This window comes from Algibacter sp. TI.3.09, assembly GCF_038154905.1.
GTDB lineage: Bacteria > Bacteroidota > Bacteroidia > Flavobacteriales > Flavobacteriaceae > Algibacter.
Genome location: NZ_JBAKAN010000003.1, coordinates 78,687 through 91,729, shown reverse-complemented (window position 1 = coordinate 91,729; position 13,043 = coordinate 78,687). Strand labels below are relative to the sequence as shown.

Below are 13,043 nucleotides of genomic sequence, written 5' to 3'. Positions count from 1 at the left end.
CGTATTTTTAACGCTTATAAATAAAATAAGAAAAATTTAAAAAAAATACTAGAATTTTACTAAATTCTAAATAATTGAGGTAAAATTCATAAGACTTGACAATCCACAAGGTAAATAAAAAATATTATTTTTCCTACAATTGAAATTTTAGAATGAAGAGAATCTACTATTTAAAATGAAGTTTAGACACTTTTCCTGCTCCAGCAGCATAAGCGATTGAATCGTTAACAAAGCGTATAGTATAAAAACTATCATCACTAACATGTTTCCAAGTCTCACCGGCATCATTAGAAACATCGATACCATTAAAACCTACTGCAACCAACTTTTCCCCTTTAGATTCGGGAACATATTGCACACAACTACGATATCCTGGGTTTGCCCCACTAGCAACAACCCGCCATGTTTTACCACCATCGGACGTTCTAATTTTATTAGCAACATTAGCTTCAGGCTTCGTGTAATCGCCACCAATAGCAAAACCATGCTGGGCATCATAAAAATCTATTGAGTACATTCCCGTAGTTTCTGTGCCTTGTATAATAGGAGTTTCAAAAGCTTGCCATGTTTCTCCTTTATCCGGAGAATACAATATTCTACTCGACTTTCCTCCTGTTGCAACCCAAGTATGCTTACCTACAATAGAAATGTTGGTATCACTGGCAGCAAAAGCAGCCTCACCTTCTTTAGCTTTTGGCAAATTTTCGCATGGAATTTTAGACCAACTATTTCCTCCGTCTCTGGTAATTATAATACTTAAACAGGCCTCGGTAGGATCGCCAATAGCAATACCTTCTTGATCGTTCCAAAAATCTAGAGCATCGTAAAATGCTTTTGGATGTTTTTCTTGATAAACGAGCTGCTTCTCGTCGTTTTTAATTTTATATAATCTCGCCGGACTCTCAATAGATAATCCGAAACCATTTTTTGAAGTTATAGCCAACGATCTAAAATTGTTTTTAACAGAATCTGACACCATAGCGATAGGATAAAGAATATTTAATCTTTTATCAGTATCACTATTATAAATATGTCCTGCTTTTCCGTTTGAAGTTAAAAAGAAAACCCCATTATTCTCCTTAACAATTTCTAACGCTCTAACGTTTAAAAGTGAATCTTCTAACAAATGCTTAACATCAACAGTATTAATATGTTTTTCTGGTAACTGATAATGGTTTCCACAAGACAATAAACTAAATAACACTAAAACAATAAAACCCATATTTTTCATAAACACAAATTTAGTCAAAAATTAAAAAAGCTCCAGCTTTTACGCATGGAGCCTTTAGAGCTATTAAACAAAATTTAACCTACTATTAATATTGACCTAATCAAATAGTTATATTTATATTTCCTGTTTTAAAGCTTTAACATCGGTAATTAATTGAGCCATGGATGCTCTATTTAAACCATTATAAATTCCTCTAATATGTTTATTTTTATCAATTAACAAGAAATTTTCGGTGTGTAAAAAATCATCAATACTTTTTACTTCTCCTAAATCACTTTCAACAAAATATTGCTCTCTTCCGAGGGTATAAATTTCATCTCTACTACCTGTTACTAAATGCCATTTATTATCTATAACATCATTTTTATTGGCATATGCACGCAAAACACTAACAGAATCTGTACTTGGCATTACGGAATGCGATAACAATAAAACATCCTGATCGTTTTTAAATTCTTCTTGAATTTTCGACATATTACCCGTCATTTTTGGACAAATACCCGGGCAGGTTGTAAAAAAGAAATCGGTTACATAAATTTTATCCTCAAAAGTATCTTGAGTAACTGTTTCTCCTGATTGATTTGTTAATGAAAAATCTGGAATTTTATGAAATGTTTTTTCTTCTTCTGTATTTGGCGTTAACCAATGTGGCGTAAAAGATTCATCGTTGTAATACGGCAAATAATCTACTCTACTATTTTCAACAACTTTAATATTTTCTTTTTTAACTTCATTCTTACAGCCTGTAAAAATTAGTAACACTACAATAAATAGATATTTCATAACATTATTTTTTCCTGATAATTACTTCATCTTCTAACCTAACACATGATGTTGCTCTTCTCATACCGAAAACACGACCATTTTTGGCTTCATAATTAACATACATTTTGCCATTAGCCAACCAAGCTTTTTGAAAGCCATGTTCTTTTCCATCAACAAAATTTCTTAATTTATTTAATTGTCCATCTGAAAACCATTTTCTTTCAACACCTTGCTTTACGCCGTTTTCATAATAAGTTTCACCTGACAAAAGGCCATTTTCCCACCAAGTTTTATAACTACCTACTAACCGATTATTTTTATAATAAGATTCTAATTGAAGCTTTTCGTTTCTAGTCCAACGTTTTGCAACACCTTCTCTTTTACCATTGTAAAAACCCCATTTTTCTTCTAAAATCCCATTTGGGTAGTACTTTAATGAAAAACCATTATAAGGTTGATCTTTATAATACCAGATACCTTTATTTCCATTAAGAACCAATTCTTCTTTTAAAACTTCAACACTATCAATAACGATTAACTCATTTTCAACAGCAGAGGTATTAGCAGTTTTGCTAGATATACCTTTTTCACAACTCGTGATTGATAAAGTAATAAGCATAAAAAAAAGAATTGGTTTCATATTTTTTTAAATTTAGTATCCTTGAAATGGTCCTGCAAAAAGAACATAGGCTGGTGTATACGCATAATTACCTGCAGCATACACTTCATTAATAATATGATAATGATACTCCTCTACACCATCTGTATATTGCGTAACAGATGTATGACCACCTGAAGCGTCTAAATCTGTAGGCGTTCCTCCTGTTGAATTACATTGTCTTCCATAAATAAAAACACCGTCAAGCAATATACCAACTAAACTATCATCATCGCTAGTAATTGGTGTAGGCTCTAAGTGATAGTGATATACTCCAGGACCTTTATGAGCTCCAGCCCAATCTAAACTTCCGGCAGCTTGATCTAAATCTCCAGCACCTTCTTGATCATTAAATATAGACGCTCCACTAACAGCTATACCAATAGTATTTAATTGTGTTGCAACAGTTGCTCCCGTTAAATCTGGAGTAGCATCCACTGTAAAACTTGCAGCTTCACCTTGCCCACCACCTATGTAAGTGTCTTGAGTTGTTTTTGAAACATCGGGCTCATCGATGTAAAGCGCATTATCTGTTTCCCAATACACTGAGGTATGATCTGGATACCCAGTTGTTTCAATGTAAACTTCCGTACCATCATCAGATAAAATAGCCGTAACCGCATCTGAATTAAATGCCGCAAAAGCAGCGTGTAATTCTGTTACTGCTTCTCCTTCTTCATCATTATCAGCTTCTTCAGAACTGCTATCCTCACTACCACTGCACGCAAGTACCGACATAAATATCAAAGCTAAAAAGCTCGAATACGGCACTATTTTTTTAATTTCCTTTTTCATTTTAATCTATTCTTTAAAGTTATATATAATTGATATGTTTTTTTAGATGTGTTTATAAAAATAAACTTGCGCCAATTTTCACTTTTTTTTCATAAGAAAGAGAAACACCCCAAAAACATTGAGTATTTGAGGTGTTTTTTCTTAAAAATATTTATAAATATTAATCATTTAAGTAACTACTTACTGCAGATGCCCTACTAGATACATGACTTTTTAATCCACTTACAGAAGATTGAAAATCGGCACTTGAGTTTAAAAACGTATAACCCGAAACCTCGGCATTTGCATATTCTTCCAGTAAAGATGAATAAGAATCGTACAAGGCTTGCATAGCACTTGTTTCAAAAGGCCCATCGACAACTTCCTGAACATAAGCATCGTATTTTGCTCTGTAAACCTCATCACTATAGATGTAACCAATTAATGGCCATGTTGATGAATTTAATCCTGAAAAATCTAAAGACAACGCACCACCTTGCTTACCTGTTTGTAACGACTCGTTATTATCCCAAGGAATCCAGTTTAATTTACCGGTATCAGGGTTATTGTATAAAAAGTAATTATGCGTCATTCTACCATAAGTATCCCAGTTTTGAATAACCGTGTTTACAGCTAAATATTTTAAATACACATCGGTATCGAAAACGGTTTCTAAACTCGCTCTCCATGCTGCTGCATCGCTAGTTCTAGAACCATCATTAATAATATCTAACAAGTTTGCAACATCGGTAAAATCAGCTTCGTCTTCGTTTGTTTTTTTAACATATTCATCTTCATCATAAGTACCACTAGCAAAACTTGCGGCATCACCATCTGGCTTGTATAAATTACCGTCGTTATCAGCATATTGCGTATCAATAACCGTATCATCAACCTCTTCTACCAAAGTATAAACCCCAAAATATTGCGGCCCATCTCCATGATCTACATACACCGTATAAAACGCGGTATGTGATGCTACTAAACCTGCATTTCTAAATACATCTGTCGCCACTTTTTCGCGCATCATAGAACTATCATCATAATTATTTTTAAGACTCAATTTCTTAAAGCCATAAAAGCGTTGGTTTTTTATTTGTGGATAATCATCTTCAAATTCATCAAAGTCAAGCTTGAATGATAACTTTAAAATACCAGCCTGCCAAGCACTTTGTAAGCTTGAATTTCCTTTAAAACGAATACCAACACGATACCACTCTTTATCTTGATAAAAAACTTCACCAGGAACAAAAACCGGATCCTCATCTGAAAAACCAGAATTACCACCACCCCTAGAACCGAAGGTTCCGTAAAGATTAGTCATATCATCAAGCATAGTATCCCAACGGTCTTCTGTAATTACAATATCCAAACGTTTCACAGTGCCATCCTCGAACACCTCATCAAAATCACCATCCACATCATTACTATGTGTTTCCGTTGTCCAATCTGTCGCTTCAAAATCAGAATCATCTGTAGATACAACAATATCAACATCGTCTTCTTCGTCTGCAGATTCATTAAAAGTATTATCATTAGCGCAAGAAAAAGCAAGCGCGAGAAAAGTAGATAAAAATAGAGTTTTTAAATATTTCATGTTTTTAATTTTAGTTTGTTAATCTTTCTTTTTTTTTGATTTATTCTTAATTGTGTACATGTATTTTAAGCCAACAATATTGGTAACATCAGGTAAATCAACATTCAATTCTTTTTCAAAACGGTAGAAAACACCAATCTCTCCAAAGTTTTTAATTTTATAATCTGTACCAAACGTTAACCTATATTTACTAAAACCATTGTCATCTTCTTTTTCAAAATGATTAAATAGTTCTGCTGAAAATTTAGGATCCAATTTCCAGTTATTGATATTATATTCTACAGATGTTTTTAACCGAATGTTTTGATTTGCATAATCACCTTCTTCTGAAGACACACCTAATTCATTTTTATTTTGATAGCGTAAACGATAACCGAGTTTGAAATTATCTAGCCCATGCTTGTAACTGGCATCGATATTAAAACGAAAATGATTCTCGTAACCTTGGATATTTCCTTGATTATCATTCTGACGAATATATCTAAGACCTCCTGCCAGTTTAAAATCTTTAAACAACTTATACTCAGCATTAAGTTGAGTAAAATATTCATCTATAACAGATATATCCTCCTTTAACCGTAACTGCTCTTCTAAACTAAACGTCCATTTTTTATCTAATTTATACTCTAATCCTATCGTATTCCAAGATCCCCAATCAGTATCGCCAGACTGTCCAAAACTTAAGCAACCACTAAGCATAGCAACCCATATAATATTTAATAAGAAGCAACGCCTTGACCTGATACTCTTTATTTGATTCTTCATATTATTCTCTGTTGTAGTAATAAATAGTTAGCACTGCTGTATCTCTTAAAAAATCTACATTTCCAATCGAAACATTGTTAATCGTTAAACCCGTCCGATCTTCCAAATCGGTCTTAAGTAACTCGTAATTCTCAGGTTTTATATTTTCTATATTTTCGTAGACTACCTCTTTAGTAACTTCGTGCTTTAAGTGCCAAAATTTCTCTATTATCGCTATAGAAATCACCACCACAGTGTTAGCCAAAAGAATTTCAGAATAACTCATTTTTTTATTAGCCAAAGAGTTCATTACAGAAACACCAATAACAACAAACAAATAGGTCATTTCTTTAATATCGATAGCATCTGTTCGGTACCGTATAATACCGAAAATCGCAAAGAGACCTAGAGCCATACCAATATCTAACTCGAATTTTTTAAGCGTAAAACACAAGAAAAACACGATAAAACTTATCATATAAAAAGTAAACAAATAATCTTTTCGTCTAGACGATGTATAATACAACCAACGTATAATTAGCGTTAAAAACCCTAAGTTTATTGTAAAACGGAAAGCCATTTTAAAAAAATCGTCATCGAAAATTGGTATCTCTAAAAACTCCATAGTTATGCTGTAATGTTATTGATTTTTATTAATTTCTTTTTAAACACATTGTACTTTACATCGTTGTACAAGCTTATCATACCAATGCAATATTTACTTATACTATAAGGATGCTGGCGTAAAGATTTTAAGGCTTTTACTATTGCCGAATTTCTATTGAAACGTTCTTGCTTAACTTCCACAACAACTAAATCATTGTAGTTTTTCTCTGTTTCGTTAATTTTAAAAGAAAGATTTAAATCTATAGTAACACGCTCTTTACTTTTTAAATTTACTAAGGTTACTCGGTTAAAACCATTCCAGAGGCTAGGCTCTAAATTAAAGTCTTCGTTTGTAGTTTCTGCGATAAAGGCTTCTGATGATTTTGATAAATTCAATTCAAAATCTTTTACAGGAATTCTAGTTTTATTTGTTTCTCCTTTACCATTCTTTTGTTTAATTTCAAGAAAGCAGAGATTAGATTCTACATATTTGCGCTGTCTAATTTTTGTTCTATTATTTTTCCCGTTATGGTGATCGTTGTAAAATTTATTGTCCGCGGTATCGAAATACAACGATGAATAACTCATTACCCTATCTGTATTAATTTCTAAAACCCGATACTCGTGTTCTACTGTATTTAAAAGAGAAAACAACTGGGTTTTATTAATTACAAACTTAGTATCGGTACGTTTCATTAAGGCTACACTATTCATTTCATCTAACGAAATAGAAGAAAACCTACTCATTATTTTTTGAATGTTTTGTGGCATATTATCAACTTATTTAATATTAATAGAATGTTATTAAATTGTTACATAAAGTTTAGATGCCCATCTGTTTTAAAACTTGCGCTTGTATTATGTTAAAAAAATCTTAACAAAAAAAAAGACTCAAAATTTTTAAATTTTGAGTCTTTAAACAAACTACAATGAGAGTTATAGTTTGTATTATAAATAATTAAGCAATTACCTTCTTTGTGGACGCTCTGGCTTTGGAGCATTTTTTAATTCTGCCTCAGATAAAAAGCCATCTTTATCAGTATCAACTTTAGAGAAATCGTTTTTCAATGGCCCCTTAACTTCACTTTTAGAAAGTTTACCATCCTTATCAGCATCCATTTGTTCTAACAACTCCGTGTAAGTTGGCATACCTTTTCCTTGACCTTTACTCTTCTTTTCCGATTTTGCTTCTTTTGCTTTCGGTTTCATTTCAGCTTCAGTAATAAAACCATTTTTATCGGCATCAATTGTAGCAAACTGTTCTTTTAAAGGTCCGTCTACTTCATTTTCCGATAGTTTACCATCTTCATTAGCATCTAGCTTTTTTAACAACTCACTAAATGATGGCGGTTTTTGATTTCCCTTTTCTTCCGACTGTGCAAATGTTTGAGTCGAACCTAATAATGCCAATCCAAAAACTAAGGCACCTGTTTTAAATGTTTTATTTTTCATCTTAAAAATTATTTTAATGTTTATATAAGTTTAGATGATATTGTTTGTATAAACTCGCGCGCAGTACTGTTAATATAATCACAAAAAAAAAGACACTCAAAATGAATGTCTTTTATTTTATATTAATGCATTGGCGGTCGCCCTTCGTGCTCTCCACCCATTCTTGGTGGTGGCGGTCCGTTTCTATCTCTACCTTCCTGATCAGGACCACCTTCTCTATTATTCGGTCCTTTCTGAAGTGCTTGTTTTATTATGCTCTTAAATTTTTCTTTTTGTTCAGCATTGCATAATTCTTGAATATCTCTAAAATGATAAAATGCCATTTTATCAAACTCCATTTCCTTTAAAGCAATTTCACGAGCTAAAGAATCTACAACATTAGAATCTAAATCAGTCTCAGATAATTTACTAAACAAAGCATCCTTCATTTTTTTGATACCACTATTGTTTCGCATCATATTTTGACGATGCTCTCTATTTAGAATTTGCACAGCCTCTAGTTGCTCTTCGTTAAAGTTCAACTCATCTATAATAAAACTCATAGGATCTTCGCGCTCCATCTTTTGTTTCCCTATAGGCTTGCCTAAATAATTAAAGAGAAAAAAAGCATTAACAGCCACTAAAAAGATAAGCAGGATGTATAAAACTATATTTTTTTTCATTGATTTTTAATTTAAAAATGATGTTGTTGAACTAGACGACAAACCATAAGTTTCCGCAAACTCATTAAGATTCTCGTCATAACTAGACGTTCCCGAACTATCTAACTGCGTAAATGCAAGTACGTTTAAAATAACAACGCATGCCAAAGTAGCCAATTGTAATTTTGGTGTAAACCAACTCGATCTCATAACAACCTCTTCCTTTTCGGAAAATAAACGTTGCATGGTTTTATCCTTAAAAAAAGGAGACACATTTACGGTTTCAATACCATCGACAGCTTGTAAAGTGCTATCTATTTTCTGTTGTATGTCTTTATTAATATCCATATCTTTTGTATTATAAAACTTTAGATGCAATATTTTATTAAAACTTGCGTTGGGTTGCTCATTTTTTTTACTTCATGTCATTTTTATAAAAATCACCCAAAACATCTTGCAAGTTTTTTTTCGCCCTAAACATTAACGACTCTACCGACGACAAACTTTTTTCTGTAATATCACAAACCTCCTGATTACTAAGCCCATCTATTTTACTAAGCGTAAAAACCACACGCTGGGCATCGGGCAATTGGTTTATAGCTTTAAAGAGCGTTTCACTCTTTTGTTTATTCTCTAATAAAACTCCCGGATGGTTCATTTCTGTAAAATATTTGGTTTTATCCATAGGGATTTCATTTCCCATTATAGATTGCAGAAAGGCAAAACGCTTTTTCGTGTTTTTCTTCCTAATAAACTCCAAACATTTATTGGTAGTAATTCGGTAAATCCAAGTTGATAATTTCGAATTCCCTTTAAATTTATTAATCGAATTGAAAACCTCAACAAAAACATCCTGCGCAATATCTTCGGCATCTTCTTTATTGGGTACAAACGAGATACAAGTTGCAAACACTTTTTGCTGAAAGAGATCTAGTAACTTTCCATACGCAAATTGCTTACCTGCTCTTAAATCGTTTATAAAATCTTGTTCTTCCAAATGCGTTAATTAATCGCTGCAAATTAAGAAAAATTATTAATGAATAAAGCGTAACTTTGCAAACTCTAATAATTAATGCAGTTTGGATGAAAGATGGATAACTTTTGTTTGAAAACTTCCAACTGAAAACTGAGAACTAGAAAAAATGCGATTACACAGAAATTTATGCTTTGCGGTTATTGACGGTTTAACCCTAATCTTCAACGAAGGAAAATACGCCGATAAGGTTATACAACAACTTTTAAAACGCGATAAGCGTTGGGGAGCGAGAGACCGTGGTTTTGTTGCCGAAACTACTTATGAAATGGTAAGATGGAAACGTCTATATGCCGAAATTGCCGAAGTAAAAGAACCTTTTGACCGTGACAACCTGTGGCGTATGTTTGCTGTTTGGGCAACTTTAAAAGGTGTAAAATTACCAGACTGGAAATATTTTGAAGGTACACCATTACGCCGTATTAAAGGGCGCTATGATGAGCTTTCTAACAATAGAAAATTTAAAGAATCTATCCCAGATTGGATGGACGAAATTGGAGTAAAAGAATTAGGTAAAGAACTTTGGAGCAAAGAAATTGAAGCTTTAAACGTGCAAGCCGATGTTATTTTACGTGTTAACACATTAAAAACAACTAAGGAAGAACTACAAACTGCCTTATTTGATTTAGATATTGAAACCGATTTTTTACCAGATCACCCAAGTGCTCTAAAATTAAAAGAGCGTGCTAATGTATTTTCTACGGAAATGTTTAAAAACGGACATTTTGAAGTACAAGATGCCTCTTCTCAATTGGTTGCCGAGTTTTTAAATGTAGAACCTGGTATGCGTGTTGTAGATGCTTGTGCTGGTGCTGGAGGAAAAACGCTGCACCTTGCTTCTTTAATGGAAAACAAAGGACAAATTATTGCCATGGATATTTATGGTAATAAATTGAACGAATTAAAAAGACGTGCAAAACGTAACGGTGCTCATAATATTGAAAACCGTACAATAGAATCTACTAAAGTTATTAAAAAACTTTACGATAAAGCAGATCGTGTTTTAATCGATGCGCCTTGTTCTGGCTTAGGTGTTTTAAGAAGAAACCCTGATGCTAAATGGAAACTTCAACCTGAGTTTATTGATAAAATCAAGAAAACACAACAAGAAATCATCCAACAGTATTGTAAAATGGTTAAACCTGGCGGACAAATGGTTTATGCAACTTGCTCGGTATTACCTTCGGAAAACCAAGACCAAGTAGCAATCTTTTTAAAATCGGAAGCGGGAGAGAATTTCTCTTTAGTTAAGGATAAAAAAGTAATGGCTCATAAATCTGGATTCGACGGATTTTACATGGCACTTTTAGAACGTAAAGTGAACTAACACCTATTCACTTAAAATATAAACGAAAAAAGACCATCTGAAAAGATGGTCTTTTTTTTTGTTTATAAAACTCTCGAATACACTATACTAATAGAACAGCATCGACTTGACAATTCCTTAACACAAGAGCGAGAAAAAGATTTTAACTTTGTGAAAAACTAAAACACACCCTTAACTTGTGTTTTTACCTTATTTTTATAATTCAAACTATAATTAATTAATCCATTCACCTCTATGAAGCACTTTTACTTATTCTTTTTATTTGTTACAACTTTAAGTTTTGCGCAGCTAGCACCGCCACAAAACCTACAAAACTATTACCAAGATGTCGATTTTTCGCAAACCGGAATAGATCTTTTTAACGATTTAGCTACAGAAACAGCAGCAAAACATACCCAATACCTAACCTATACACCAGGTATTTGGGAAGCTAGTAAAATAACAGATCAAGACCCAGACAATCTCAATAATGTATTATTAATATACGGTTACAGCGATACCGATGGCAACTATGTTACAGACCGAACTCGCAGTAACACTTCAACAGGTGGTAATCAAGGTACCGATTGGAATAGAGAACACACGTTCCCAAACTCTTTAGCCAGCCCTAAATTAGAAAGTACAGGTAAAAATGTACCTCCTTATGCCGATGCTCACAACCTGAGACCTTCAGATGTTAGAATGAACTCTAACCGTGGAAATTTAAAATACATCACCAATATTGGAGCAGATGGTAACCCAATTACAACTACAGCGGCTAATATTTCTGGAAGCTGGTATCCTGGAGATGAGTGGAAAGGCGATGCTGCAAGAATTATTATGTACATGTATTTAAGATATGGTACACAATGCAAACCAGTGTTTGTAGCTATTGGAGAAACCAATGCTATCGATCCAAACATGATTAATCTTCTTTTGGAATGGAATGCACAAGATCCAGTTTCTATAGTTGAAGACCAAAGAAATGCCTATCACGGAGACGCTAATAATGCTTACGGACAAGGAAACAGAAATCCGTTTATTGACAACCCGTATTTAGCAACAGCTATTTGGGGCGGACAAACCGCAAGAAACCGTTGGGGAGAATCTCAACTAACCGATACAGAAGCGCCAACAGTACCAACAAATTTAACGGTAGCTAACACAACAAGCACTACAGTAGATTTAAGTTGGAATGCTTCTACAGATGATATAGGTGTTACTTCTTATCAAATATATGTTGATGGTAAATATTTTATTTCGTCACAATCAGGAACCTCTTTAACAGTTACAGGTTTAACACCAGAAACATCATACAGTTTTTCTGTACTTGCTGCAGATTTAGCAAATAACAAATCGGACTTAAGCGATCCTGTAAATGCTACAACATTAGAAGATTCTACACCAGTAAGTAGCGCATGTATTACAGAAACTTTCGAAAACTTGGTTTCCACAGAAGGATCTAATGACAGCCAATATGCTGACAGAACATGGACAGGTAATGATGGAGGCATATGGACTGCGACTTTAGCCAGAATCGATCAAGTAATTTTACCTGAAAGCAAAGCCATTACTTTTGATGTACGAGGCACTAAAACGGGTAAGGTAACATCTCCAATGTTCTCGGGAGGTATTGGTAGCTTAACAGCAACTACTCAAAGAGCTTACAGCGGAGGTTCTGGAAATTTAGACGTTATGGTAAATGGTAACGTTGTTGGTTCACTACCTTATGGAGACTCTGCACAAACAACAACCATTTCTAATATCAATATCACTGGCAATGTAACTATTGTAATTACAGAAAGCACAAGTGGTGGAGATCGTGTAACTCTAGATGATTTATCTTGGACTTGTTACACCTCATTAAGTACAGATGATAAATTTTTAGAAGACCTAAAAATATACCCAAACCCAGTAAAAGGAAGCAACATTAATATTGACACCAACGAACCTCTAGAATTTGGTATCTACGATATTCTTGGAAAGCAAACCAATAGAGGCATAATTTCTTCTTCTGTGCAAAGCATAGATTTAGCAAACTTAAAGCAAGGTGTATATATTTTAAAACTTTCTTCGGAAGCAAGAAGCGTTACTAAAAAAATAGTAAAACAATAAGCACACGACTACTCTTACCAAAAGCGGCTTTTTTAAGCCGCTTTTTTTTGTTTAAAACCTCGTGAATAACTCTATATTTTCCTTCGTGTTTTTTTAATAGAAAATCGGCTAAAAAAAAGTA

The 13,043-nt window shown here is 33.4% G+C and carries 14 protein-coding genes; 2 read left to right on the top strand and 12 right to left on the bottom strand.

Annotated elements, in window-relative coordinates; genetic code table 11:
* Positions 1 to 166 precede the first annotated feature (166 nt).
* From V6246_RS12265 to V6246_RS12210, 12 genes are all read right to left on the bottom strand, one after another.
* On the bottom strand, positions 167 to 1,231 hold the full coding sequence (locus V6246_RS12265) for a sialidase family protein (protein WP_341560775.1): 1,065 nt from the start codon (positions 1,229 to 1,231) through the stop codon (positions 167 to 169).
* A 114-nt stretch (positions 1,232 to 1,345) separates the two neighbouring features.
* Complete coding sequence (locus V6246_RS12260; RefSeq protein ID WP_341560774.1) at positions 1,346 to 2,014, bottom strand: SCO family protein; 669 nt, start codon at positions 2,012 to 2,014, stop codon at positions 1,346 to 1,348.
* Positions 2,015 to 2,018: 4 nt separating this feature from the next.
* On the bottom strand, positions 2,019 to 2,636 hold the full coding sequence (locus V6246_RS12255) for a toxin-antitoxin system YwqK family antitoxin (RefSeq protein ID WP_341560773.1): 618 nt from the start codon (positions 2,634 to 2,636) through the stop codon (positions 2,019 to 2,021).
* A 12-nt stretch (positions 2,637 to 2,648) separates the two neighbouring features.
* Positions 2,649 to 3,449, bottom strand: a complete 801-nt coding sequence (locus V6246_RS12250; RefSeq protein WP_341560772.1) for a YHYH protein — start codon at positions 3,447 to 3,449, stop codon at positions 2,649 to 2,651.
* Positions 3,450 to 3,609: 160 nt separating this feature from the next.
* On the bottom strand, positions 3,610 to 5,025 hold the full coding sequence (locus V6246_RS12245) for a CotH kinase family protein (protein ID WP_341560771.1): 1,416 nt from the start codon (positions 5,023 to 5,025) through the stop codon (positions 3,610 to 3,612).
* An 18-nt stretch (positions 5,026 to 5,043) separates the two neighbouring features.
* Positions 5,044 to 5,790, bottom strand: coding sequence for a DUF2490 domain-containing protein (locus V6246_RS12240; protein WP_341560770.1), 747 nt, complete (start codon positions 5,788 to 5,790; stop codon positions 5,044 to 5,046).
* Between the two features lies 1 nt (position 5,791).
* Positions 5,792 to 6,394, bottom strand: coding sequence for a DUF4956 domain-containing protein (locus V6246_RS12235; protein ID WP_341560769.1), 603 nt, complete (start codon positions 6,392 to 6,394; stop codon positions 5,792 to 5,794).
* Between the two features lie 2 nt (positions 6,395 to 6,396).
* On the bottom strand, positions 6,397 to 7,146 hold the full coding sequence (locus V6246_RS12230) for a polyphosphate polymerase domain-containing protein (RefSeq protein ID WP_341560768.1): 750 nt from the start codon (positions 7,144 to 7,146) through the stop codon (positions 6,397 to 6,399).
* Positions 7,147 to 7,341: 195 nt separating this feature from the next.
* The gene (locus tag V6246_RS12225; protein WP_341560767.1) at positions 7,342 to 7,827 is read right to left on the bottom strand and encodes an EF-hand domain-containing protein; all 486 of its coding nucleotides are present in this window, start codon (positions 7,825 to 7,827) and stop codon (positions 7,342 to 7,344) included.
* A 122-nt stretch (positions 7,828 to 7,949) separates the two neighbouring features.
* A complete protein-coding gene (locus tag V6246_RS12220) occupies positions 7,950 to 8,489 on the bottom strand; it encodes a Spy/CpxP family protein refolding chaperone (RefSeq protein WP_341560766.1) in 540 nt (179 codons plus the stop codon).
* Positions 8,490 to 8,495: 6 nt separating this feature from the next.
* Complete coding sequence (locus tag V6246_RS12215) at positions 8,496 to 8,816, bottom strand: hypothetical protein (protein WP_341560765.1); 321 nt, start codon at positions 8,814 to 8,816, stop codon at positions 8,496 to 8,498.
* Positions 8,817 to 8,883: 67 nt separating this feature from the next.
* Entirely contained in the window at positions 8,884 to 9,465 is a 582-nt protein-coding gene (locus V6246_RS12210) for an RNA polymerase sigma factor (RefSeq protein ID WP_042505851.1), read from the bottom strand.
* Between the two features lie 145 nt (positions 9,466 to 9,610).
* On the opposite strand from V6246_RS12210, the gene V6246_RS12205 reads away from it, so the two are divergent.
* Both V6246_RS12205 and V6246_RS12200 read left to right on the top strand, forming a co-directional pair.
* Positions 9,611 to 10,828, top strand: a complete 1,218-nt coding sequence (locus V6246_RS12205; protein ID WP_159019565.1) for an RsmB/NOP family class I SAM-dependent RNA methyltransferase — start codon at positions 9,611 to 9,613, stop codon at positions 10,826 to 10,828.
* A 234-nt stretch (positions 10,829 to 11,062) separates the two neighbouring features.
* Positions 11,063 to 12,922, top strand: a complete 1,860-nt coding sequence (locus V6246_RS12200) for an endonuclease (RefSeq protein ID WP_341560764.1) — start codon at positions 11,063 to 11,065, stop codon at positions 12,920 to 12,922.
* Positions 12,923 to 13,043 lie beyond the last annotated feature (121 nt).